The sequence below is a fragment of the Bradyrhizobium iriomotense genome (assembly GCF_018129405.1).
Classification (GTDB): domain Bacteria; phylum Pseudomonadota; class Alphaproteobacteria; order Rhizobiales; family Xanthobacteraceae; genus Bradyrhizobium; species Bradyrhizobium iriomotense_B.
Genome location: NZ_JAFCLP010000020.1, coordinates 98,795 through 122,848, shown reverse-complemented (window position 1 = coordinate 122,848; position 24,054 = coordinate 98,795). Strand labels below are relative to the sequence as shown.

At 63.1% G+C, this 24,054-nt stretch carries 26 protein-coding genes; 10 read left to right on the top strand and 16 right to left on the bottom strand.

Annotated elements, in window-relative coordinates:
• Positions 1 to 16: 16 nt before the first annotated feature.
• From JQ592_RS30785 to JQ592_RS30710, 16 genes are all read right to left on the bottom strand, one after another.
• On the bottom strand, positions 17 to 586 hold the full coding sequence (locus tag JQ592_RS30785; RefSeq protein WP_211406493.1) for a hypothetical protein: 570 nt from the start codon (positions 584 to 586) through the stop codon (positions 17 to 19).
• A gap of 47 nt (positions 587 to 633) precedes the next feature.
• Positions 634 to 2,922 (bottom strand): hypothetical protein, encoded by a 2,289-nt coding sequence (locus tag JQ592_RS30780; protein WP_211406492.1) that lies wholly within the window; start codon positions 2,920 to 2,922, stop codon positions 634 to 636.
• Between the two features lie 29 nt (positions 2,923 to 2,951).
• Positions 2,952 to 3,929 (bottom strand): lysylphosphatidylglycerol synthase transmembrane domain-containing protein, encoded by a 978-nt coding sequence (locus tag JQ592_RS30775; RefSeq protein WP_211406491.1) that lies wholly within the window; start codon positions 3,927 to 3,929, stop codon positions 2,952 to 2,954.
• A gap of 61 nt (positions 3,930 to 3,990) precedes the next feature.
• On the bottom strand, positions 3,991 to 4,569 hold the full coding sequence (locus JQ592_RS30770) for a WbuC family cupin fold metalloprotein (RefSeq protein ID WP_211406490.1): 579 nt from the start codon (positions 4,567 to 4,569) through the stop codon (positions 3,991 to 3,993).
• Positions 4,547 to 5,212, bottom strand: coding sequence for a class I SAM-dependent methyltransferase (locus JQ592_RS30765; protein WP_211406489.1), 666 nt, complete (start codon positions 5,210 to 5,212; stop codon positions 4,547 to 4,549). Before JQ592_RS30765 ends, JQ592_RS30770 begins: the two co-directional genes overlap by 23 nt.
• A 25-nt stretch (positions 5,213 to 5,237) precedes the next feature.
• Complete coding sequence (locus JQ592_RS30760) at positions 5,238 to 5,630, bottom strand: LIC12192 family sporadic carbohydrate cluster protein (protein ID WP_211406488.1); 393 nt, start codon at positions 5,628 to 5,630, stop codon at positions 5,238 to 5,240.
• Positions 5,623 to 6,429, bottom strand: a complete 807-nt coding sequence (locus tag JQ592_RS30755; RefSeq protein ID WP_211406487.1) for a sporadic carbohydrate cluster 2OG-Fe(II) oxygenase — start codon at positions 6,427 to 6,429, stop codon at positions 5,623 to 5,625. The genes JQ592_RS30760 and JQ592_RS30755 overlap by 8 nt, the downstream gene beginning before the upstream one ends.
• Positions 6,426 to 7,544, bottom strand: coding sequence for a DegT/DnrJ/EryC1/StrS family aminotransferase (locus tag JQ592_RS30750; RefSeq protein ID WP_211406486.1), 1,119 nt, complete (start codon positions 7,542 to 7,544; stop codon positions 6,426 to 6,428). The genes JQ592_RS30755 and JQ592_RS30750 overlap by 4 nt, the downstream gene beginning before the upstream one ends.
• Positions 7,534 to 8,640 (bottom strand): DegT/DnrJ/EryC1/StrS family aminotransferase, encoded by a 1,107-nt coding sequence (locus JQ592_RS30745; protein ID WP_211406485.1) that lies wholly within the window; start codon positions 8,638 to 8,640, stop codon positions 7,534 to 7,536. Before JQ592_RS30745 ends, JQ592_RS30750 begins: the two co-directional genes overlap by 11 nt.
• An 8-nt stretch (positions 8,641 to 8,648) precedes the next feature.
• Positions 8,649 to 9,608, bottom strand: coding sequence for a transketolase family protein (locus JQ592_RS30740; RefSeq protein WP_211406484.1), 960 nt, complete (start codon positions 9,606 to 9,608; stop codon positions 8,649 to 8,651).
• Between the two features lie 10 nt (positions 9,609 to 9,618).
• Positions 9,619 to 10,467: a transketolase gene (locus JQ592_RS30735; protein WP_211406483.1), complete on the bottom strand. Its 849-nt coding sequence runs from the start codon at positions 10,465 to 10,467 to the stop codon at positions 9,619 to 9,621.
• Positions 10,442 to 11,479, bottom strand: coding sequence for an aminoglycoside phosphotransferase family protein (locus tag JQ592_RS30730; RefSeq protein ID WP_246820770.1), 1,038 nt, complete (start codon positions 11,477 to 11,479; stop codon positions 10,442 to 10,444). Before JQ592_RS30730 ends, JQ592_RS30735 begins: the two co-directional genes overlap by 26 nt.
• Complete coding sequence (locus tag JQ592_RS30725) at positions 11,476 to 12,087, bottom strand: hypothetical protein (RefSeq protein WP_246820769.1); 612 nt, start codon at positions 12,085 to 12,087, stop codon at positions 11,476 to 11,478. The genes JQ592_RS30730 and JQ592_RS30725 overlap by 4 nt, the downstream gene beginning before the upstream one ends.
• A gap of 5 nt (positions 12,088 to 12,092) precedes the next feature.
• On the bottom strand, positions 12,093 to 13,094 hold the full coding sequence (locus JQ592_RS30720; RefSeq protein WP_211406480.1) for an NAD-dependent epimerase/dehydratase family protein: 1,002 nt from the start codon (positions 13,092 to 13,094) through the stop codon (positions 12,093 to 12,095).
• Between the two features lie 27 nt (positions 13,095 to 13,121).
• Positions 13,122 to 14,687: a PfkB family carbohydrate kinase gene (locus tag JQ592_RS30715; protein ID WP_211406479.1), complete on the bottom strand. Its 1,566-nt coding sequence runs from the start codon at positions 14,685 to 14,687 to the stop codon at positions 13,122 to 13,124.
• A gap of 83 nt (positions 14,688 to 14,770) precedes the next feature.
• Positions 14,771 to 15,796, bottom strand: coding sequence for an SDR family oxidoreductase (locus JQ592_RS30710; RefSeq protein ID WP_211406478.1), 1,026 nt, complete (start codon positions 15,794 to 15,796; stop codon positions 14,771 to 14,773).
• A 161-nt stretch (positions 15,797 to 15,957) separates the two neighbouring features.
• On the opposite strand from JQ592_RS30710, the gene JQ592_RS30705 reads away from it, so the two are divergent.
• The 10 genes from JQ592_RS30705 (at position 15,958) to rplL (ending at position 23,851) form a co-directional block, all read left to right on the top strand.
• Entirely contained in the window at positions 15,958 to 16,545 is a 588-nt protein-coding gene (locus JQ592_RS30705; RefSeq protein WP_246820768.1) for an SIS domain-containing protein, read from the top strand.
• 12 nt (positions 16,546 to 16,557) lie between these two features.
• On the top strand, positions 16,558 to 17,580 hold the full coding sequence (locus JQ592_RS30700) for a lysylphosphatidylglycerol synthase transmembrane domain-containing protein (RefSeq protein ID WP_211406476.1): 1,023 nt from the start codon (positions 16,558 to 16,560) through the stop codon (positions 17,578 to 17,580).
• A gap of 61 nt (positions 17,581 to 17,641) precedes the next feature.
• Positions 17,642 to 18,934, top strand: a complete 1,293-nt coding sequence (locus tag JQ592_RS30695; protein ID WP_349630508.1) for a class I SAM-dependent methyltransferase — start codon at positions 17,642 to 17,644, stop codon at positions 18,932 to 18,934.
• A gap of 331 nt (positions 18,935 to 19,265) precedes the next feature.
• On the top strand, positions 19,266 to 19,457 hold the full coding sequence (secE, locus tag JQ592_RS30690; RefSeq protein WP_063682740.1) for a preprotein translocase subunit SecE: 192 nt from the start codon (positions 19,266 to 19,268) through the stop codon (positions 19,455 to 19,457).
• The gene (gene nusG, locus JQ592_RS30685; RefSeq protein ID WP_018647229.1) at positions 19,457 to 20,011 is read left to right on the top strand and encodes a transcription termination/antitermination protein NusG; all 555 of its coding nucleotides are present in this window, start codon (positions 19,457 to 19,459) and stop codon (positions 20,009 to 20,011) included. Before secE ends, nusG begins: the two co-directional genes overlap by 1 nt.
• A gap of 134 nt (positions 20,012 to 20,145) precedes the next feature.
• Entirely contained in the window at positions 20,146 to 20,574 is a 429-nt protein-coding gene (gene rplK / locus JQ592_RS30680) for a 50S ribosomal protein L11 (RefSeq protein WP_011088164.1), read from the top strand.
• Between the two features lie 6 nt (positions 20,575 to 20,580).
• Positions 20,581 to 21,273 (top strand): 50S ribosomal protein L1, encoded by a 693-nt coding sequence (gene rplA / locus JQ592_RS30675; protein WP_100234756.1) that lies wholly within the window; start codon positions 20,581 to 20,583, stop codon positions 21,271 to 21,273.
• Positions 21,274 to 21,363: 90 nt separating this feature from the next.
• A complete protein-coding gene (locus tag JQ592_RS30670) occupies positions 21,364 to 22,317 on the top strand; it encodes a 2-hydroxyacid dehydrogenase (protein ID WP_211406474.1) in 954 nt (317 codons plus the stop codon).
• Between the two features lie 583 nt (positions 22,318 to 22,900).
• Positions 22,901 to 23,419 (top strand): 50S ribosomal protein L10, encoded by a 519-nt coding sequence (gene rplJ / locus JQ592_RS30665; protein ID WP_025037001.1) that lies wholly within the window; start codon positions 22,901 to 22,903, stop codon positions 23,417 to 23,419.
• 54 nt (positions 23,420 to 23,473) lie between these two features.
• Complete coding sequence (gene rplL, locus JQ592_RS30660; protein WP_018647233.1) at positions 23,474 to 23,851, top strand: 50S ribosomal protein L7/L12; 378 nt, start codon at positions 23,474 to 23,476, stop codon at positions 23,849 to 23,851.
• Positions 23,852 to 24,054 lie beyond the last annotated feature (203 nt).

Sequence of the window (24,054 nt, the reverse complement as noted above, 5' to 3'; positions counted from 1 at the left end):
TATAGGGCCCGAGCGTTCATCTCAATTGATAAGTTAAGAGATTCCACGCTGTTCGCGAGCAACCAGAACAGCTTCGGTGCTTCGGGATTGAGCCAGAGGGTGTGCCGGTTCTGCAGGTCGGCGAGAAGCGGAAGATAAAGCTGTGGAATATCACCGCGGGTCGCGTCGAGCACAATTGCCGCGCAAGGTAGCAGGCTACGATGGCCGTCAGGAATGGGATGGTGATCCACGGGAAGAGCAACCCGGCCGCACCGAGGCTAACGCCAATCAAACTGCATAGAGCGGCGCCGCCGAAGAATTGCAGCACGAGCAGGTCAGCGGTGTCGAGGTAGATATCTTCGTCGGCGAGCGGGCTAACGAGCAGGGCTCCCGTTCCGACAAACGCGAGAACGACATAGGGAGCGAGGACAGCGAGACACAAGCTGTTCAACGCCGTCAGGAAGCCGCCGCTGAAAAATTCGACCTCGGGAGGAATCTTCACCAGGAGGCCGAACGCCGCGATGGGGAGGGGAGCTGTCATCAGGGCGGCGCGCGCGCTCGTTTGCCAGCGGGGCCCGCTCCAAGACAAGAATCTGCTGAAATGCATCTGAAATCTCCGTGCAGGATCGTTTTTCGCCATCAAATCGGCAACCCTCAGCGGCACTTGGAGAGTTGCTCAAGAAGCCTGAGATCTCTGCGCTTGTCGCTTGATGGCAGACGGTGCTTGATCGCCTCGAATGGTTCCACGCCATAAGCGTCCCGGTAGATGTCTTTCGATCTCGCTCTTAGCATCGAGATTTCGGTCTCTGCATCTGGACTCATCGGTTGATCGCCATTTTGCCACGTCAACAGCCAGTAATCCGGAGTCTCGATGCGAACAGTAAAGCGCTTCGCCAGTTCGTCTTTCTGGAAGAGATCAGAGAACCCGTTCAGCCAAAAATCGCAATTCTCCTTCTGAACGTAAAAGAGATTCACTTTCAACGCACGAAGTGCGGCTTCTGCCGTATCGGGAGTCCCCAGCGCGATCTTTTTGAAATCGCGCGCGACATCGCTCTCATAGGTATGAACGACCTTGCCGCGCGTGAGCAGGGGCGAGAAATAGCATGGCACCATCGCGCGATAGCCGTTGAGGGGCAGAATGCGATCAGAGCCCGTCGATTGCTGCAGCACGTCACATCGTTGCCAGTCCACCTCAACACGCGGCATCTGACGAAGCGGGCGCCCGGTCAGAAAAGCGATGGCTCCGTCATCCCTGAAGCTGCGCCAGGGATACGAAACGGTCGCCCAGCCGCAGGCCATCAAGAGCGCCAGGACAGCTACATCAGGAGCGTAGCGCCCGGCGAACCAAATCGGGGTCAGTCGCCGAACGATGAGTAGTCCCCAACAGGCGATTGCGACGGTCGCAAGCGGGAATAGTGCGTTGGCATGAATGGATAGTCTGACCAGGCTCGGAATATTCAAGGTCATATCCAGAAGCCGGACGCTGGCTAAGTAGACGATAACGATGAAAGCCCCCGCGGGATTGGGCAATGTCAGCGGCTTCGAGGCGTCGGACCGGTCGGGAAACAGCTTCCAGTCGATGAAAATGACGGCCAAAGCCGTCGTCGTGAGAAGAATAGCGACCAGGAGAACGGACTTGATCTGCTCGAAGAAGGCGTACAAGCCCGCCTTGGTGAGGAAGTCGCTGACCTCCAGCGACTGCGCCAGCACAAAGTAGTCGAGAATATCGAGGCTGCCGAACTGCGAGAAGCGCTCTACCGACGCGACGCTTCGGAACAGCGAGTACGGGTTGGTTGCCGGGATTCCGAGGTAAAGATAGTTGACAGAGAAGGCCAGTATGCACCCGGCGATAGCTCCCGCTCCGAGCAGTGCGCCAGTCATGACGCCGGATAAGTCGCGCTGAAGCGCCTTGGTGAGCACTCCCAATGACGAAATCAAGAAGACAAACGCGACATAGAGCGGATAGGAAGCGGCAACGGCAAAGGCGCAAATGCCGGCGGCAAGTCTGTCTCGATGTTGGGAGGACCGAATGACAACCAGAAGGAAATAGACGAAGAACGCCGCGGTCTGAAGGTGGTATTTTCCGAACTCCATGGTGTGGAGACCGGGTGTGACGCTCGGCATCGTTCTGGGCCAAGCAAGACCCAGAATTGCCAAGCCGAGTGCAACCGGTATCGCTGCGGCTTGCCACCGCCGTCCCAGAATCTGCAATGGCAGAATGAGGCGGGCGAGCTCGAAAATGACCGCGCCGATGCCGACGAAGTAGAGAAATGAAATGATCTGGGCGACGTGCGGAGGCAGAAACGTCGCCAGCAACAAGTGCAGCCCATTTCCGTGGCCGATTTCGAAGTCGGAAAAGATGGGGTTGTCGTCCGCAAGCCAGATGCTGTGATTTCTCGCAACTTCCGCAAGATACGGTGCATAGAGCTGCTGAACGTCGGTCGAAATGACGTCAGGTATGACGGCGCGATCCAGAAACACCGTTGCCAGAAGCCAAAGACCGAGCAGCGATGTCGTGATCAGCGAGAGATTTAGCGCGAGTTTCTGCGGCGTCCAGACGCTCCGAATATCCCACAACAGAATTGCGATCGATAACCCGAGCACGATTTGCGGATAGAGAAGTGAAAGAGCGCCGAACCCAAATCCCGTCAATACGAGTGTGGCCGCGCCGACGAAGAATTCGTCGACCCGCTGAGCGGGTTCGTGCTTGACGAGGGAGAACGTCAGGCGGCCGGTCGCCATGATGAGCCAGCCAAGATACGGTGTCAGGATGATCCAGGCGACAACGTAAAATCGCGTTACCCAACCGCCATCGAATATCAGCGTTCGGTAAGTGTCGGGCCGATTCAGGCACCAGATCGAAACAGCGGCCGGCGCGAAGATAAGCACCCGCCACAGCCACGCCTCGAGGCTGGTGGGCAAGTGCACCTTGGCGGCTCCCATGGTTTGATCTTGTCCGCTGTTGCCCATTGCTAAACCGATGCGGCGTCGGTCCGATCGGCGACGGCCCTTGCGTGCTCTGTGCTGAAATTGGTGCGCTCCGGTGCGACCAGCCACACCAGGCCGCCGAACAGTCCCACGATCAGGCCGCCAAGGCCGAGCAAAACCGATATCGCGAGCGCCTTGTCGGACGCGATCCCGGCCAGGCCAAGCGCAGCAACCATTGCGCCTTCTCGCACGCCCCAGCCTCCGATCGAGATCGGAACTGCGGACGACAGAATGACAAGCGGAACAAGAACGAATGCACTAAGCGGGGAGAGCGGCGCGTCGAGGCCGATCGCGAGGACGTAACAGGCCGCGATCGTGATCAGGTGGATGATGATGGCAGCCGTGATCAGCGTCCCGCGCCCTTCAGCCGCCAGCGGAGCCCTGACCAGCATTGCAAACTGCACGATCCGGTCCGGCAGGGCCGCGATGATGCGGGGCGGCCAGCGATCCAGCGTGAGCAGGGCGATCAGGCCGAAACACGCGACTACGAGAACGATGAGAATAGCGAACAGGAGCGAATTATCGCTGACTCGTGGCAGCAGGAACGGCATTCCTGCCAATATGACGACACCAAGCGCCAACAGGGCGAGGAAGCGATCGGCCACGATGCTGCTGATGGTTGGCGACCATTGAACGCCGTGACGCCGCAGCATCCAGATGCGGACCGCGTCACCGCCCGCGGGCAGCACCTGATTGAAAAAGGTGCTGACGATGAGAATGCGCCAGCCGGGCAGCCAATCCAGGAGCACCTTCATGGCGCGGAGGATCAGGATCCAGCGGTGACAGAGCACGAAGGTCTGGACGAACAGCAGCAGCACTGCAAGCGCCAGCATGTCCAATTTGACAGCGAGAAGATCGGCTTTCAGGGACGACAAATCCTGGGCACGCAGCAACAATACGAGAATGCCGATCGAGACAGCGAACTTGGCCAGAGTAACCAGTGCTTTTGCAGGCGGCTTCATTGGCTGGTGTCGTCCTCGATAGTTCGCGGCGGGCTCGTCGAGCAGCAATAGCGGTCGGAGCCTATTTTCTCGCCAGATGCTCCGCGGCGAGCGTGCCAGTCCTCGTCACGTAGTCCTGGACCGCGGCTGCGTCGCTACCATCAGGCGCCCAATCGGGAAAGGCCGTGCGGGAGGGGTCGAACGGGCCTGCGGTGGTTTCGTGAAACACCAGCCATTCCGAGGTGATCAGGATCGAGTGGAAGACCTTCTCCGGCATGCGGTAATAGCAGCGCTTGCCCTGGCCGTAGGGCGCCATCTCGAGCACCTCGTGAATGCCGCCGTCATCCTCGAAGATCACGACCTGCGCGGTGCCCTCGATCACGTGAAACGATTCCGGTTTGCCAAGATGCTTGTGGGGCCGCACATAGGCATCGCGGTGATGCACGATCAGCATCTCGTGCAGGCCGGACGCGGGATCGGGATGCGTGCACAGCCGGCTGCGCAGACGCGGGTTGCCGGCGGCGATGCGCTTCAGCTCCGCGATCGTGGCGTCGTCCGCGGTGACGATGGCGTCGTCGGAATAGTAGACTTCCGGATTTTGTGCACGCAGCGAAGTCGGCGGGCGCGGACGCGCCGTCTCACTCGAAGAAGATGAACCCATGGTCGCCTCGATAGCCGCATTTGTCATAGATCCAGGCCCAGGTTTCCGGACCGTGGAAGCTCAGGCAGGTGAGCTGCCAGTAGAGGAGGTTCGCCTTCTCGCGCTCGTTGCGGAACGATTCCACCATCAGATATTTCGAGGCGCCGCGTCCGACGCGTTCGATCTCAGGCACCGCGCGGAAGACGTCCTCGAGCGGAAGGTTGTGCAGCACGCCGAGTGACACCACGAGGTCGAAGCTGTGGTCGGGGTAGGGGAGCTCGACGGCGCTGCCGACCTTCAGGTGCGGCCGCACCTCCTCCTTGGCGTTGGCGATGCCATAGTCGGAGATGTCGATGCCGGCGATCGTGAGGTCGGGGACGAGTTGGGTGAACTCGTAGAGCAGATAGCCCTTGCCGCAGCCGACATCGAGCACGCTCATGCCGGGCTTGATGCCATAGCGGTCGATCAGGGTCTGGGCGAGCGGGCGCCACCTTCCGTCGTAGCGATATCCGCCATAACCGTAGCGCCGGTCGCCGTCCCAGTAATCGCGTCCCCATTGCCGGGCCACGGCCGCCGATTCCGCCTTGTCATGCTCGACCACACGCTGAACGTAGTTCCGCTTGGTCGACGCGTGCATCGGCTGGAGCAGGTTGACCTCGGCCATGGTCGTTAACCGGATCGCGGATTCGTCACAGGATGGTCGCGAATTTGTTGACGAGCAGGATGTCCTCGACGGCCTGGATGTCCTTTTGCGACGAGAGCGTGATCTCCTCCACCGCCGCATGCAGATCACAGCCCTCGCGCAGCACACGGTCGTAGATCTGCCGTCGCCGTGCCTCATCGGGCGGCAGCATGAAGATGCTGTAGAGGATCAGGCCATTCAGGCGGGGCAGCTCGTCCAGGATGTCCTCGAGCACCATGTAGCTGCCGGGCATGATGTGCTCGACGGCGCTCAGCAGATAGTGCAAGTTCTTCCGCCGCGCATAGTCGCGGATCACGATGTTCTGAACGTGCTGCGGGGTGCGGCTGCCGTTGAGCGGCCGGGCGCCGATATAGCCGCGGTGACCGGCTCGCTCAGCCATGGAAGCCTCCCGGCAGCTTGTACTGCATGCCGACCCGCGTCGCCGGACGCAGCAGGATCGGCTCGAAGAACTCGCCGAAGCGCTTGTCCGCGTAGGGCGACATGATGCTCTTGAACCGGCAGTTCATGCTCCAGCGCGTGCCGGGCTCCTCGTTGACGCGATTGCCGTGCATCAAGGTCTGGTTGAACAGCATGACGTGACCGTAGGGAATCTCGATGAAGGTCGCGTGCGGCTTGATGGTCTTGTAGAGCTCCTCGGCGCTGCGCAGGCTTGCCATCCGGTCCTGCATGTCGCCGTTCTGGGACGGCGGCAGCAGATACATCGCTTTAGTGCGGCGGACGTCGACCAGCGGCACCCACACCACGACCTCGAACGGCGAGTCGCCCGACCAGACGTCGGAATGGGTGGCAAGCAGGGACGAATCGTCGCCGGGCAGCTGGATGCTGAGATTGACGCGGCGCTGCATGCAAAGCTCGTTGCCGACGATGGTCTCGATCGTCGAGCGCGCCAGACGGAAATAAGTCGGCCGGAACCAGGGCTCGGCGTTGAGGCCGTTGAAGACGTGCAGCCGCAGTCCGTTGAGAGCATCCACGCTCACGCGCGTGTGGATGGTGTCGAGCATCGCATAGGGATCGTTGCTGTGCGGCAGCTTGAGAAAGTCCGCCGCGAGTTCGGCGGCGCGCCGCTGGATGCGGTCGAGCCCGGCGCGGTCGTCAGCGGGCGTGGTGACAAAGCCGTCGTCGACGAAGCGCTGCGCCAGCGCCTGCTCATCGGCCTCGAGGAAGTCGGTATCCGTCATGCAAAGTACTCCCGGGCGGTCGCGCAGATATGGCTGATATCGGCGGCCGAGAGGAACTGGTTGATGGGAAGGGTGAGGATCTGGTTGGCCTGCCGCTCGGTCACCGGAAACGCGCCGCGACCATGACCCAGATGCGCTGCCGCCGGCTGCAGATGGATCGGAACCGGATAGTGAATCGCGGTCTCGATGCCCTTGTCGGCAAGATATTTCTGGAAATCGTTGCGACGGTCGGTCTGCACGACGAAGGTGTGGAAGGTGTTGAACTCGATGTTGCGGCAGGGCGGGATGAACAAGGGCAGGCCCGCCAGCTCGGCGCGATATTGCGCGGCGTTGCGACGCCGGCGTTCGATCACCGAGGGCAGGTGGCGCAGGCGAATGCGAAGCACCTCGGCCTGGAGCGTGTCGAGCCGTGACACGAGGCCCCATTCCTGGACGTCGCTGCGGTTGATCAGGCCGTGATTGCGCAGCCGGCGGATTCTTGCGGCAAGCTCCGCGTCGGCGGTGACGAGGAAGCCGGCATCGCCCGCGGCATTCAGATTCTTCAGGGGATGCGCGGAGAAGCAGCCGAACGTTCCGATGGTGCCGCTCATGCGCCCGTCATAGGTCGAGCCGACGGCCTGCGCGCTGTCCTCGATCACGGCGAGAGCATGCTTGCTCGCGATCGCCATCAGCGGGTTCATGTCGGCCATGCGCCCGGTCAGGTGCACCGGCATGATCGCCTTGGTGCGCGACGTGACCGCGGCCTCGACCGCGGCCGGGTCGATGTTCTGGTCCGGCAGCACATCCGCAAAGACCGGCGTGGCGCCGACCGCGACGATCGCGGCGGTCGAGGCCACGAACGAATTCGGCGGGGTGATGACCTCGTCACCGGGACCGATGTTGAGCGCCCGCATGGCGAGGATCAGCGCGTCGGTGCCGGAATTCAGCGTCACCACATGCGGCGAGCCGAGATAGGCCGACAATTCCTCCTCGAGCTTTCCGACCGCGGCTCCGCCGATGAAATCACCGCGCCGGAATACGTCCTCGACCGCCTGCATGATCTCGGCGCGCTCTTCCTCGAATTGCGCGGGAAGATTGACGTAACCGATACGCCGGCGGCCGGTGTCAGCGTCCATGGCAGAACTTCCTGACGGTCTCGATGACGCGGTCCTGCTGGGCACGTGTCAGGTGCTGATCGACGGGGAAGCTGATGACTTCCTTGGCATGGCGGTCGGTGACCGGGAACGTGCCCGGCGCGTAACCGAGATGCTTGAGGCCTTCCTGCTGATACAGCGGGATCGGATAGTGGATCTTGGCCTCGATGCCGTTGTCCAGGCAGTACTTGTAGAGCTCGTCGCGGCGTTCGGCGAACACCATGTAGAGATGATAGACGTGCTTCACGTTGGGCCGGCGCGGCGGAACGCGCAGGCCGGGCAGGCCGGCAAGACCCGCATCGTAATAGGCCGCGTTCTCGATCCGGCGCCGCGTGATCTCGCTGGTCTGGCCGATCAGCCAGTTGCCGACAACTGCCTGCAAGGAATCGAGCCGCGAGTTGCAGCCGAGGATGGCGATCTCGTCGCGGTTCTTCATGCCGTGGTTGCGGATCAGGCGGAGCTTCTCGTTCATGCCGTCGTCATTGGTGACGACGACACCGGCATCGCCCCAGACATTGAGGTTCTTGAGCGGATGTAGCGAAAAACCCGCCGCGATGCCGTGGGTGCCGGAGCGCTTTCCGGCGAACTCCGACAGAATGCCCTGGCAGGCATCCTCGACCACGGGGATGTTGTGGCGCTGGGCGATCGCCATCAGCTTGCCCATGTCGGTGACCTCGCCGGTCAGCTGGACCGGCATGATCGCCTTGGTCTTCTCAGTGATCGCCGCCTCGACGTAGTCGACATTCATGCAGAAGGAATCGTCGCAGTCGACCAGAACCGGCGTCGCGCCGGTCTCCGCGATCGCGCCGACCGTGGCGATGAAGGTGTTGGCGGCGGTGATGACCTCGTCGCCATGACCGATGCCGAGCGCCTTGAGCGGCAGCTTGAGCGCATCGGTGCCGGATCCGACGCCGATGGCGTGACGCACGCCGATCAGCTCGGCAAAGCGCTTCTCGAATTCGGCGACGGGCTTGCCAAGAGTGAAGTCACCGGTCGCCACCAGGCGGCCGATCTCGGCGAGGATCGGCGCGGGATCGGCGAATTGCTCGAGCAGATAGGAATATCGAACGTCGTACATGTGACCCGTCAGGTGGAATGAAGTTGAGGAGAGGAGGTGCGCGACGCCGCGAGCGCATGCTCGATCGAGGTCGCAATGGCGTTGGCGGAGAGCCCGTGCTTCTTCAGCAGCGAGTCCTGCGAGCCGTAATTGTGCATGAAGCGGTCCGGCAGCGACAGCCGAAGCATCGCGGGCAGGTTTGATCCGAGCTTGTCGATCAGCGTCTCCGCGACCGCGCTGCCGAGGCCGCCGGAGGGGACGTGCTCCTCGAGCGTCGCCACGAGCCTGATGCCGCGGATGGCCTGCAGCAGCGCCTCGGTGTCGAGCGGCTTGACGGTGTGCATGTGCAGGATGCCGGAGCGGATGCCTTGCGCGGCCAGCAGGTCGGCTGCAGCGAGGGCGCGCTGGAGCATGATGCCGGTGGTCACCATGAGGACGTCGCCGGGCGGCCGCATCAGGATGGCCTTGCCGATCTCGAAGCCGTGCTCGGCCTTGGAGACGATGGCGTCGCCGCCCTTGCCGAGCCGGATGTAGACCGGGCCCTTCCAGTCCAGCGTCTGCTCCATCATGCGCGCCGCCTCGTCGGCGTCGCACGGGCAGATCACCGTCATGTTCGGCAGCGCCCGCATGATGGCGATGTCCTCGATCGCCTGGTGGGTGGGGCCGAGCGGAGCATAGACGAGGCCGCCGCCGTTGGCGATCAGCCGTACCGGCAGATTGTGCAGGCAGAGATCGACCGCCACCTGCTCATAGCAACGCCGCGTCAGGAAGGTCGCGATGGTGTTGACGTAGGGCACGAAGCCCTCCATCGCGAGGCCGGCCGACATGCCGATGATGTGCGCCTCCGAAATGCCCTCGATCAGGTGGCGCTTGGGAAACTCCTTGCTCATCGCGCGCAGCGTACCGGCGCCGGGATCGGAGCCGATGTAAAGCACACGCTCGTCGCGCGTGGCGAGCTTGTGGACCATGTTCATCGCGGTGTTGCGCATGGGGAGCCGATCAAAAATCGCCGACAGCAACGCGAATGGCGTCGAGCTCGCTGTCGGTCAGCTTGTTCTTGTGATGCCAGTCGGCGTTGGATTCCGCTGCCGGAAGACCCTTGCCCTTGACGGTATGGCAGATGATGGCGGTGGGTTTCCCCGCAACGGCCGGGACCTGCTTCAGCACGCGGCGCAGGGCGTCGACGTCGTGGCCGTTGACCTCCTGCACGGCGAAGCCGAAGCTGCGCCACTTGTCCGCAAGCGGCTCCAGCGGCAGCACGTAGTCGGTAGGCCCGTAGCTCTGCAGCTTGTTGTAGTCGATCAGCGCGATCAGGTTGTCGAGCCCGTGCTTGGCCGCGCCCATCGCAGCTTCCCACACCGATCCCTCGTTGATCTCGCCGTCGCCGAGCAGGACGAAGGTCCGGTAGTCGCGCTCGCGCATGCGCGCGGCTAGCGCAAGGCCGACACCGATCGACAGGCCATGCCCGAGCGCGCCGGTCGACGCCTCGACCCCCGGCACCATGCCGTATTCAGGATGTCCGCCTAGGATGCTGTCGGGGCCGCAAAAGCCTTCCAGCTCCGACAGCGGGAAGAAACCGCGATCGGCCAGGAGCGCGTAGAGCGCGAGACAACCGTGTCCCTTGCTGAGGATGGCGCGGTCGCGATTGGGATCGCGCGGGTTCTTCGGATCGATCCGCAGCACGTCGTCGTAGAGCACGCGGACCATCTCGATCAGCGACAGGGCAGGACCGACATGTCCGCGTCCCGCCGAGCGGACGGAACCGAGCACCAGGCGGCGCAAATAAAGGCTGCGCTCGTCCAGCGTGCAGGTGAGGGCGGCTTCAGCGTGGGGTGAGATCTGGATCACGTTGGCAAATCGTTTGATGGAGCCGGCGCGCTTTGTCGAGCTGACCAGCAAGGCGGACCGTCAGATCGCCACCTTGCGCGGCCAATGCGCGTCGGGAGCGGCTTTCCGGCAAATAGGCATTCAGGACAATCAGGCACCAGATCGCCCCGAACACAGGATACAGTACGTCACGACGGATCGCAAACGCGTCATCCCTAGCCGCGAAAGCTTGCGTGAGGCGTTCGGTCAACCGATCTGCTTTGGCTTCGGGCAGATCGCTACCGGGGTGAAGCGCGGTGTCGGACACGAGCTTGACGGGATCGTCCCAGCCGAAATATTCGAAGTCGATGAATCGCAGGCGGCCATCTTCGCCGCGCAGCGCATTGTGCAGTCCGAAATCGGACGGGCTCAATGCGCGATGTGCGGGTGCAAGATCCGCTGCGGGATCCCGGCCGAGTTCCGCATAGCGCAGGCGGAGCTTTCGAATAGCGAACGAGGTGCTGGGCACCAGGCTGCCGTCGATGAATGCGCGCAGGTCCGGATGATCATCCGAGGCCCGCCTCAGCCCCTCCAGGCGCTGCTCGTACTGCGCGATGGCTTCCTCGGGCGAAAAGATGCTGGCTGACGCGTTCCGCAAAGTCTGCGCGCCGTCGGCGTTGCGCAGTTTCTGCAGCTCGATCAGGAAATCGGCCAGTTGATCCGCATCGTCGTCGTGGGGGCGCAGCACCGCCGCCTCGCCGTCGAACCATTGATACAGCGCGCAGAACGCATCCGCATCCCTCGCGATCGGACGCGGTGTCGACATGATGCCGTGGCGCGACAGAAACGACAGCGCGTCATATTCCTGTCCCAGGCGATCGCGCCCGTCGGACGGATAATGCTTGAGGGCGAGGGCCGGTCCCTTTGCCATCTCGAGCCGAAACACCCTGTTGTTGCCGCCGGCCCGCGCCGGTTGGGCGGCCGCGACCGGGGCGGCTGCCAGACGGCTGCCGATCGCCACCGCATCCGCTGTGCTGATGTCGGGCTCGCTCATGCCGCAAACACTTCGTTGCGGATGCCGGCCCATGTCGCGATCGGCTTGCAATGTTCGGGGTGCGGGGGTTGCGAACGCGTGAACAGGATCGATCGCGTGCCCTTCGGGAAATGCGGTTGCTCGAAGACCTCGACGAGATCGTCGATGAAGATGTCGAGCTCCAGGCTCGCGAGTCGCTCGACCTTGGCGGCCATCGTGTCCTCGAAATAGACGTCGCCGGCGGCGACCGCCGCATCCGCAGCGTCGATCAGGCCGCCCCCACGCAGCCAGCCGCGTGCGGCCTCGCGCAGGTCGGTGTGGTCGGGGTCCTGATGTCCGAACCGGGTCTTGTGGCTGACGATGTACACCTTGGCGCCGGCCTGTCTGCATGCTGCCAGGAATTCCCGCACGCCCGGATAGATTTCGGCGCCGCCAATGCCCTTGCCGTAGACGAAGCCCTGCAGGCCTTGCCAGGCGAGTTCGCCGCCGGTGCGGGATCGCAAGTAATCCCGCACATCGGTCTTCAGCCCCTCCCAGCCCTCCGGCACCAGCCCACGCTGACGCGCCGCGGCGGCAAAGACCTTGTCGTAGCAGATGATCGTGTTGTCGAAATCGATGCCGATCCGCACGCCGCTCACTTCAGGCTGATGTTCTGCATCATCTTGATGTTGAAGTACCTGGGGTCGTTGAGCGAGTTCGGCAGACGGCCGGTCTTGAAGGCGTCCACCAGACCCGACACGGCCTGCTCGATCGTGTGCGTCGGTGCAAATCCGAGCTCGCGGCGGATCTTCTCAGAAGAGACGTGATACGAGCGCAGATCGTCGGTCGGCTCGACCGCGATGTCGACGTTGTTGCCGACCACCGACTTGACGATGTCGGCGATCTTCATCAGCGAGTGGTTCTCGTAGCCGATATTGTAGGTCTTGCCGTCGATCTTCGCGTCGTCCTGCTGAAGCAGGAACAGATAGGCCGCCGACATGTCCTGGATATGCAGGTTGGGCCGGCGCTGCGTTCCGCCGAACACGCGGATGCGGCCGGTGTTGACCGCAAGGTTGGTCAGGATGTTGACGACGACGTCGAGCCGCTGCCGCGGTGCGTAGCCGCAGACGGTGGCGGGGCGAACGGTGCAGGTGACGAACCCGGACGCGGCTTCGTCGGCGAGGTCGGTCTCGCACATCGCCTTGAACTTGGAATAGTCCGTGAGCGGTTCGCAGGACAGGTCCTCGGTCACCTCGGCTTCGTCCTTGATGCCGTAGACGCTGGAGGAGGACGCATAGATGAAACGCTTGACGCCGGCCTTCTTCGCCGCGCGCACCATCGGCCGGAAGCAGTCGTAGTTGATGGACTTGCCGAGCGCCGGGTCGAGCTCGAACGAGGGGTCGTTGGAAATACAGGCGAGGTGGATCACCGCATTGTTGCCGCGCAGGGCCTCGTTGATCGCGGCCTCATCGCGAATGTCGCCCTTGATCAGGCGCAGGTTCGGATTGGTGCGGACGGCGTTGAAGACGTCTTCGCCATACATGAACAGGTCGAGCACGGTGACCTTGTGGCCCGCCGCCAGCAACTGGGGAACCAGCACGCTGCCGACGTAGCCGGCACCACCGGTGACCATCACGTTCCATTTCTGATCAATCACTGTCGTTCTCCAGATTTCTCGTTCGCGCTACTTCAACAACGCGGTGACGAACTTGACCAGCGGCGCCTTCTCGACCGAGCTGCGGTGCCCGACGATACCGACCTTGATTGCGCCGGCCGCATTGCCGATGAAGGCGACGTCCTCGATATTGCCGCCGGCGGCAACCAGCGGCGCCGTAATCGTCAGGAACGCATCGCCCGCGCCGACGGTGTCGACGACGGTCTTGGTGAAGGCGGGAACGCGTGCGACGCCGGTCTTCGACGAGAAGGGGTAGCAGCCGAAGGAGCCATGCGTGATGATCATGTTGTCGCAGTCGATCTTGCCGTGCAGGCCGTCCTCGATCACCGATGCGATGTCGCTGAACTTGTCGGTGGCGGCCAGGCGCGCTTCCGGTGCGTCGATGCAGATGTAATCGGCCCGCGGATACTTCGTGATCAGATTGTAGCCGTGGTTTCCGCTGTTGCTCTGGGCGTTGATCGCCAGGAACTTGGAGTTCGCGATCAGCGTGTCGATCGTGCTGGACGCGATCATGCCGTGGCCGAAATCGGTGACGATGACCACGTCCGCGCCGCGCACGCGCTCCGCGGTGACCCGGTCGATCTCCTGCCGCTGGGGCTCGCTGACCGGCGTGTCGTTCATGGTGTAGACCTCGAACAACTTGTGCAGGTAGCCGAGCTCGACGTAGCGGAGCTTGCGGGTGGTGGGGCGGTTTTCGACGCGGATCGGCGTCAGCTTGACGTTCTGGCGGATATGCGCGCGAAGGAATTCTTCGGGATAGTCGTCGCCGCCGAGCGTCGTGACGATCTCGACCGACTTGCAGAAGCTCGCGACGTGGTTCGCCGCGGCGATCACGCCGCCTGCGAACTGCTCCCGGTTCTTGAACAGGGTCGCGACGATGTTCTCCTTCGAGGCCTTTCCGAGCGCCGTGACGTACTGGTACTCGTCGATGATCGTGTCTCCGACCAGCACGACGTGCATGTCCTGGATCTTGTCGATCAGCTTCAGCAGGCGTTCGGCGCCGCCGCCTTCGCGCACCTTCTGGAGGTAGTCGCGCAGAGGGGGATCGTAGATGTCGAAATAGCGGTTCAGCAGCGACGACGAGCTGAAGGTCACGTCGCGCGTGAAGACGATGCGCCCGCCATGGCGCTCGACGGCCTCGCGCTCGGTGGCGATCTTGCCGGTGACATCATCCTCGGGATTTTCGTAGTCCGAGCCCTTCACGTAGATGTCGGGGCGTACGGTGTCGAGGACCGGCTCGGCGCTGGAGGTCCGGTTGATGGCGACCCAGTCGACCGTGCCGAGTGCGGCCAGCATCTCGGCGCGCATGTTCTCAGGAAAGATCGGTCGTCCCGGGCCCTTGTTGACGAAACGGTCGGCGGTGATGGTCACGATCACCACGTCGGCCTCGTTGCGCGCCGCCAGGATGTGCCGGACGTGACCGAGATGCACGAGATCGAATACGCCGTGGCAGAGCGCAACGGTGCGGCCCTCGGCCTGTGCGGCGCGCGCGATCGCTCCCAGCTCCTCGAGCGTCTTGATCTTCTCGTGCGGTGCCGGATGGACGGCGGGCTTGTCTGTCGGTGTATGACCCATGTTAATTACCCAAAGTGCCGGCCGGCATCAGCCGGCCGGTCCGAAACTGATCGATTCGCGGCAACGATATCCGGCGAACCTGTTCAATAGCTTGCCTTCGGCGTGCCGGACGCCGCATCCTTGTCGTCACCGAGATATTTGAACCAGTCCTTGGTGGCATCGGCGATCTTGTCCACCGTCCACAGGGGAGCGTCCTTGTACTGGTCCATGGACTTCAGCATCGTCGCGACGCCGTCCTCGAATTTCACCTTCGGCGTCCATTTCAGGACCCGCTTGATCTTGGTGATGTCGGCATAGGTGCAGTCGGGCTCGCCGGGACGCTTGGGAATGTGGACCTTGTCGCCGCCGAGCAGCTCGACCAGCCGGTTGACGCTGTAGGTGTTGTCCGAGCCGACGTTGAAGATCTCGTGCGAGACGTCGGAGCGTGCTGCCGTGACGAAGGCATCCGCGACATCGCTGACGAAGGTGAAGTCGCGGGTCTGCTCGCCGTCGCCCACCACAGTGAACGGCTTGCCGGCAAGCTTCTGCGCCATGAACACGCCGAACACGGCGCCGTAGGTTCCCGTGGTGCGATGGCGTGGCCCGAACACGTTGAACAGACGGAGCGCCACCGCCGGAAGCTTGTAGACCTGGCACCAGTGCATGACGCACTGCTCGCCGAGATTCTTGGTGAGAGCGTAGGGATACATCGGCCGGATCTCTGCGTTCTCCGGCGTCGGATAGACGTCGGGGATGCCGTAGCAGGACGACGACGCCGCATACACGAAGCGGCTGACCCCCGCCTGACGCGCGGCCTCGAGAACGTTGACCGTGCCGTCGACATTGGCGCGGTGATACGGGATCGGCGATTCGATCGAGGGAACGATGTCGGCGAGTGCCGCGAGGTGGAACACCCAGTCGATACCGTTGAAATACGGGCTGATCGATTCGCGATCAGTGACGTCGGCACGGACGATCTTCAGCCGGCTCGAACCGGCGTGCGACGACAGATTTTCAGAACGTCCGATGACGAAATTGTCGAGCGCAATCACCTCATGGCCGTCATCGAGGAGGCGATCAACGAGGTGACTGCCGATGAAACCGGCGCCGCCAGTAACGATGCATTTCATAGGAACATCCGTAGCGCGAATGCCCTGCGGGCGTCGCCAATGCTGAGTGAGACCCTTCAAGCCGACTAACAGCCGCTCACAAACTTTGCAAGTATTATACCTTTGCAATCCCTAGTAATAGCCGGTATCAGGGCGACATGTTGCAGTCGAGCCGCCAGCCCATGCCCGCCGAGTCTCTCGATCCCGATCACAAGGCATTCCTCGAAGATTACATGGGGCGCCTTCATCGCGCGACGGCGATTGACGACGGCATTTTTGCCAGCATCTCCGCCACTCGTACGGTCTGGTTGCGCACGCGCGAGCAGGGCGGTCGCGTCATCTTCATCGGTAATGGCGGTTCGGCCGGCATCGCCTCGCATCTGGCGATCGACCTGGCAAAGAACGCATCGGTGCCTGCGCTGTGTTTCAGCGATGCAAGCATGATGTCGTGCCTTGCCAACGACTTCGGTTTCGAGGACTGGATCGCACACGCCGTGCGGCTGAGCGCCCGCGCCGGCGACTGCCTCGTTGCGATCAGTTCGTCGGGGCGCTCGAAGAACATCCTGAATGCGGTTGCGCAGGCGCGCACGATGAAGCTCGGCGTGATCACGCTGTCGGGCATGAATGCGGATAATCCGCTGCGCAATCTCGGCGACGTCAATTTCTGGGTGGACAGCCGCAGCTACAACATTGTCGAGACCACGCACCAGTTCTGGATGATGGCCGCGATCGACCTCGTCATCGGTCGCGCGGAATATCCGGCATCCTGAGGCGGGCATCCGATGCAGGCGCGGTTCAAGCAGGCGGCTCTGTTCTCGGTGAAGCTGCTGCTGTCGATCGCCGTGCTGATCTACATTGCACGCGGTCTCGACCTGCACCGATTGCGCACCCATCTCGTCTCCGTCGATCCCTTCCTGTTCGTTCTCGCGCTGGCACTGATCTTCTTTCAGACCTTCGCGCTCAACGGCCGGTGGGAGCTGATCATGCGCGCGCTCGGCGTGTCGCTGGACTGGCTCGCTGGCTGGCGGATTCTGATGATCAGCCTCTGGTTCAACCAGGTGCTGCCGTCGTCGGTGGGCGGCGACGCGGTTCGGATGTGGCTGCTGCGCCAGCGTGGCGTGCAGTGGCCGGAAGCGGTCAAGGGCGTTGCCGCAGACCGCTTCACGGCGTTGATCGGGCTGATCGTGCTGATGGTGGCGGGATTGCCGTTCCTGATGTCGCGCGTGTCCAACGAGGCCGCGATTCTGGCGATCGGCGGGCTGACGCTGGCGGGCGTCGCCGGTACCGTGGTCCTGTTGACGCTCGATCGTCTGCCGAAGCGTCTCATCGCGCTTCCCGCCATCGCAAGCTTCGTCCGGTTCGGAACGTTGGTCAGATTTCTTCTGCTGCAATCCGAGCACCGCGGTTTGCTGTTCGGGTCGGCGCTCTTCATCCATCTCGTGACGGCGGCGGCGTGCTATGCCTTGGCGCGCGGCGTGGGAGCGCAGCTCTCGGTGGTGGACGCCGCCATCCTGATTCCACCGGTGGTCCTGCTGACGGCGGTTCCGATCTCGATCAGCGGCTGGGGCGTTCGCGAGGGCGCAATGGTCGCCTGTCTCGGTTTGGCCGGCGTTCCTTCCGAGGAAGCGCTGTCGGTTTCGCTGCTGCTGGGGGCGGTCAGTGTGATCGTCGGTCTGGCGGGCGGAGTGATCTGGCTGGCAAGTCCGGAACGTGGTTCGTATTCAGCCGACAGGGCAGCGCAGGCTGCCGAAGAACCGCCGGACTACGGGCTGGCGGAGGCCAGGGAGGTCTCGAGCCACCCTTGACTCTCTTGAACCATTACCGTCGATCTGATCTTCACAGGGCGGGGTCGTCCCGCTCGCTCGCATGTCTCCGTTTTCCGGTTCTATGATGCAAAACCTGTTCTACGTCCGTCATACCTGCCGCCTCTGTCATTCGGACAAGCAAGAGCTGGTCGTTCCGATGGCCGGCATGCCAATCGGCACGCCCAACTTCCAGGTGCCGAACGCCAGCGTCGACGATCCCGTCTTCCGGGCCGCGGTGCCGATGGCGCTGCACCTGTGCAGGGATTGCGGCCACCTCCAGATCCTCCACGTCGGCAATCCGGAGGTGCAGTACCGCAACTATGTCTACACCACCTCGCTCTCGCTCGGCCTGCGAGAGCATTTCGCCGGTTATGCCAACGACGTCGTCAGCCGCTTTGGGATCGCGCCGGGCTCGCTGGTCGTCGAGCTCGGCAGCAATGACGGATCGCTGCTCGGCTTCTTCAAGGAGCGAGGCATGCGGGTGCTGGGCGTCGATCCCGCCGTCGACATCGCGCGGCGCGCGACGGAAGCGGGGATCGAGACCATCGGCGATTTCTTCACCGACGTGATCGGTCGCCGCATCCTTCAGAGCCATGGTGCGGCCAGCGTCGTGATCGCCAACAACATGATCGCCAATGTCGACAATCTCGATCCGCTGGTGATCGGGGTTCGCGACGTGCTGGCGCCGGACGGATTGTTCGTGTTCGAAACGCAGTATGGCGTCGACGTGACCGAGAAGAACCTTCTCGATACCGTCTATCACGAGCATCTGTCGTATTTTAACATCAAGCCGCTGATCCGTTTCTTTGCCCGACTCGGCATGGAGCTGATCGATGTTCAGCACATCTGGACCAAGGGCGGCTCGATTCGCGTGACCGTGCAGCGCGCCGGCGGCGCCAAGGAGCCGTCGGCGGAAGTCGCGCGGTTCGTTGCCGAGGAAGAGCGGCTCGGTGTCGATCAGCCGGCCTATTATGCGCCCTATGTGAAGAGGATCGCCGCCATCCGTGACGAACTGGTCGCGATGGCCGATGCTGCCCATGCGCGGGGTCAACTGGTTGCCGGCTACGGTGTGTCCGTGGGCACCACGACGCTGCTGCCGCAGTTCGGCCTGGAGAACAAGATCGACTTCCTGGTGGACGACGATCCCAAGAAGGCGAATGTGATGGCCGGCCCGGGTTACGATATCCCGATCCTGCCGCCCGCAGCGCTCTACGAGCGCAAGCCGGCCTTCGTCGTCGTCTTCGCCTGGCGCTATGTCGACCCGATCCGGGCCAAGCACGCCCGCTATTTCGCCGAGGGCGGAAAGTTCGTGGTGCCGCTGCCGGGTGTTTCCATGGTGGACCGGGCCGACTGACGGGGCCGGCGGGGGGCTGAAGACCTCCCCGGGATGGCGCCTTGCGGGCGGTGGATAAGTCCTTGATCCACATGGTCTCTGCATGGTCGTCCGGGGGAGGGCGGCTTGCCCGCACGAGCCCTCTATATCTTGACCTTTGGTCCCATCCGCAGTAGATACCCCGCACTCGCAGCCGGCCCGTTAGACGCGGATCTCCGGCGCGGCTTTGAAATCCCCGAACAATCGAGCCCGGTTCCCGGCTCATCCTTCGAGACAGAGGGCTGGGCCAACGGCGGCTGTTCGGATCCCTGAAATTCATATGCGTCTGTCGACGGACGCTGGACCTCAAACGATGGCAGTCAGCCCGTTCAAGTTCTTGCAGGAAGTGCGCTCGGAGACCGCCAAGGTCACCTGGCCGACCCGTCGTGAGACGACGATCACCACCATCATGGTGTTCGTCATGGTCGCCGTGGCGTCGGTCTTCTTCTTCGCCGCCGACCAGATTATCCGTGTCCTCATCACTTTCCTTTTGGGCATTCACTGATGGCTACAGCAACCGCTCAAGTGTCCGACAAGCGCTGGTACATCGTCCACGCCTATTCGAACTTCGAGAAGAAGGTCGCCGAATCGATCCGTGAGCAGGCCAAGCAGCGCGGGCTCGAGGAGCTGTTCGAGCTGGTGCTGGTTCCGACCGAGAAAGTCACGGAAGTGCGCCGCGGCCGCAAGATCGACGCCGAGCGCAAGTTCTTCCCGGGCTACGTGCTGGTGAAGATGAAGCTGACCGACGAGGCGTTTCATCTGATCAAGAACACGCCGAAGGTGACGGGCTTCCTCGGCGCGGAAAACAAGCCGATGCCGATTTCGGAAGCCGAGGCCATGCGCATCCTGCACCAGGTGCAGGAGGGCGTGGAGCGGCCGAAGGCGTCGGTGTCGTTCGAGATCGGCGAGAACGTGCGCGTGGCCGACGGCCCGTTCGCCTCGTTCTCGGGTGTGGTCGAGGAAATCGACGAGGCGCGCTCGCGCGTGAAGGTCGCGGTGTCGATCTTCGGTCGCGCCACGCCGGTCGAGCTGGAATTCGGTCAGGTCGAGAAGGTCTGACCGGACGAGGCGTGAGGCTTTTGGGCCTCACGCGACAAGAGGCCGTGGGAGGACGAGGGCGGTTGCCAGCCGCACATCGGTCCCGACCACGAACCTGAAACCGCCGGCGACTGCCGGCACAACAGGAGTGATACATGGCAAAGAAAGTGACCGGATACCTGAAGCTTCAGGTCCCGGCCGGTGCGGCGAATCCTTCGCCCCCGATCGGTCCCGCGCTCGGTCAGCGCGGTCTCAACATCATGGAGTTCTGCAAGGCGTTCAACGCCCAGACCCAGAAGGAAGAGAAGAACACCCCGATCCCGGTGATCATCACCATCTATGCGGACCGTTCCTTCACCTTCGAGATGAAGACGCCGCCGATGTCCTACTTCCTCAAGCAGGCTGCAAAAATCCAGTCCGGCTCGAAGGCGCCGGGCCGTGACAAGGCCGGCAAGGTGACCAAGGCGCAGGTGCGCGAGATCGCCGAGAAGAAGATGAAGGACTTGAATTGCGACACCATCGAATCGGCCATGAAGATGGTCGAGGGCTCCGCCCGTTCGATGGGTCTGGAAGTTGCGGGGTAAGCGGCCATGGCAATCGGAAAGCGTTTGAACAAAGCCCGCGAAGGCATTGACCGCGAAAAGCTTTACCCGCTCGCGGACGCCATCAAGATGGTCAAGGAGCGCGCGAAAGCGAAGTTCGACGAGACCATCGAGGTCGCGATCAATCTCGGCGTCGATCCGCGTCACGCCGACCAGATGGTCCGCGGCGTCGTGACCCTGCCGAACGGCACCGGCCGTACGCTCCGCGTCGGCGTGTTCGCCCGCGGCGCCAAGGCCGACGAGGCCAAGGCCGCCGGTGCCGACGTCGTCGGCGCCGAGGACCTGGTCGAGAAGGTGCAGAACGGCTCGATCGATTTCGACCGCTGCATCGCCACCCCCGACATGATGCCGCTGGTCGGCCGCCTCGGTAAGGTGCTCGGCCCGCGCGGCCTGATGCCGAACCCGAAGATCGGCACCGTGACCATGGACGTCACCGGTGCGGTGAAGGGTGCCAAGGGCGGCTCGGTCGAGTTCCGCGTCGAGAAGGCCGGCATCCTGCAGGCCGGCGTCGGCAAGGCTTCCTTCTCCGAGGAGAAGCTGGTCGAGAACATCAAGGCTCTCGCTGACGCCGTCGCCAAGGCGAAGCCGGCCGGTTCCAAGGGCACCTACATCCAGCGCGTTGCGGTGTCCTCGACGATGGGCCCCGGCGTGAAGGTCGAGCCGGGCACCATCCTCGGCTGAGGTTTGGAAATTGCATGAGGCGAGGGGCGGAATCGGGCGACCGATTCCGCCCCTCGTCGTTTGTGGCGGCGCTTACCGGAAACAAGAACAATGGCTGACAAGGTCCTGATCTACTCGCGCTTTCCCAAGTCGATGATGGCGCGCTTCGCCGAACGGTTCGAACTGCTCGACACCGGTGGCAGGCCGGCGCGGGAGGTGTTTTCGGCCGACGAGCTCGGCGGCGTCCGCGCGATGCTCGCCCAGGGTGGCAGCCCGCTCGGCGCGGAGGCGATGGACCTGTTTCCGAAGCTCGGCGCGATCGTCTGCTACGGCACCGGCTATGACGGCGTCGACCTGAAGGCGGCCGCCGCCCGTAACATCGCGATTGGCCACAGCCCCGGCGCCAATGCCGCCTCGGTCGCCGACATCGCGATGACTCTGATGCTGGCAACGACGCGGCGGCTCCTGGTCGCCGACCAGTATGTCCGCAGCGGCGACTGGGCGGCGTCAAAACAGTCGCCGATGATGCGTCCCCAGGCCGGCATGCCCAGCCGCCGTATCGGCGTTTACGGCATGGGCGAGATCGGCCGCAAGATCGCGGCGCGCTGCGCCGCCTTCGAGAGCGAGGTCGGCTATTTCAGCCGCACCAAATACGATTTGCCCTATCAATATTTCTCGACCCTGGAGGCGCTCGCCGATTGGTGCAGCGTGCTGATGATCGCAGTCCGGGCAGGGGCCGAGACCCAACACGTCGTCAATGCGGACATTCTGGGGCGCCTCGGCGCGGACGGCTATGTCGTCAACATCTCCCGCGGCTCTGTCGTCGACGAGAAGGCCCTGGTCGCGGCGCTCACCGACAAGACCATCGCCGGGGCCGGCCTCGACGTCTTCGAGAAGGAACCGCACGCGCCCGACGCGCTGACCGCGCTCCCGAACGTGGTGTTCGCTCCCCATATCGGCGGTCACACCCTGGACTCGCACGTCGCCATGCAGAACTGCGTGCTGGCGAACCTGACCGCGTTCTTCGCGGGTAGGCCGCTGCCTTACGCGGTCAAATCGGACTGAATCGGTCCTTGTTGGGCGATCTCAAGCCCGGCCGGCAATCGATTGGAACTGGTGTGAATTTTGCTCTTGGCAAGCCGGCCCGGAGCGGTTAAAGAACCGCCTCCGGACGTGCCGGCCTCGGCTGGCGCGTCCGTGCATGCATTCCGAAAACCCGACACGACAGGAGATCATTCCTTTTCAGGACGTCCGCGAGGATTTGCCCGAAAAGGAAGGAAAACCCGTCGGGTGGCCGGGATGCGGGCAGAGGTCGGGCGGTTCGCCGGCTGACCTTGTCCTGTCCAAGACTGCAGGCGCCCGCGGGAAGTTTCGATTTCTCAACGGCTTAATCGCATGGCCTGCATAGACGGGTGAAGACCGGATTTCACTTCGCGGCCAGCTTTAACGGCTGGCTTCGCGAAACGGGTCTGGTTCGGACCTCGACACGCCGTGGGCCTTAAGGGGCTCCCGGAGGGCAGGCTTTGAATCGTCGTCTTGCCGGGCGTGTCCGAAGGGTTTTGGCCCGGAGGTTCAGGTTTGAGCGGGACGATGGGTGCAACCCGGCGGTCCCGCTTTCGCGATGACCGCCAACCGGAGAGAGCTTGCTGTGGAACGAGCGGCAAAAAAGGAAGCGGTCGAACAGCTCAATGAGGTCTTCAAGACCACGAGCGTCGCGGTCGTTGCTCAATATTCCGGCCTCACCGTCGCCCAGATGCAGAAGCTGCGCCAGCAGATGAAGCAGGCGGGCGCTGCGGTGAAGGTCTCGAAGAACCGTCTCGCCAAAATTGCTCTTGAAGGCACTGACGTCGTTGCCATCGGCCCCATGCTGAAGGGACCGACCGTGATCGCCACTTCGAACGATCCGGTAGCGGCGCCGAAGGTCGCCATCGAATTCGCCAAGGCGAACGAAAAGTTCGTCATCGTCGGCGGATCGATGGGAAAGACCGTCCTGAATGTCGACGGCGTGAAGGCGCTTGCCTCGCTGCCGTCGCTTGACGAACTGCGCGGCAAGATCGTCGGCCTCATCGTGGCCCCGGCGACCAAGCTGGCCCAGCTCGCCAACGCGCCCGCGGGCAAGCTCGCGCGCGTCATCCAGGCTCATGCCTCAAAGGGCGAAGCGGCCTGACGCCCTTCGCAAAACTCAAACCCGAACCAGACTTACACCTAAGGAAACTGAACAATGGCTGACTTGCAGAAGATCGTTGACGACCTCTCGAGCCTCACCGTGCTCGAAGCTGCCGAACTCGCGAAGCTCCTCGAAGAGAAGTGGGGCGTTTCGGCTGCCGCGGCTGTGGCCGTGGCCGGCCCGGCTGGTGGCGGCGCTGCCGCCGCTCCGGCGGAAGAGAAGACCGAGTTCACGGTCGTTCTCGCCTCTGCCGGCGAGAAGAAGATCGAGGTCATCAAGGAAGTCCGCGCCATCACCGGTCTCGGCCTGAAGGAAGCAAAGGACCTCGTCGAGGGTGCTCCGAAGCCGCTGAAGGAAGGCGTGAACAAGGAAGAAGCCGAGAAGATCAAGGCCCAGATCGAGAAGGCTGGCGCCAAGGTCGAGCTCAAGTAAGCGCCGCTTGCTGGCATGAGGTCCCGGGCGAGCATCCGCTCAGCCCGGGATCTTGGTCCCCCTCGAGAGGGTGGGCCGGATGCAAAAGGCGTGCGACGGACTGATCCGACGCAGGCCGAACACGAAAAAGTGTGGGGATTTGAGGGTTTGTCCCTCGAATCTACACTATTGTCGCCCCATATCGGGTCGACAGCACGAAAGCG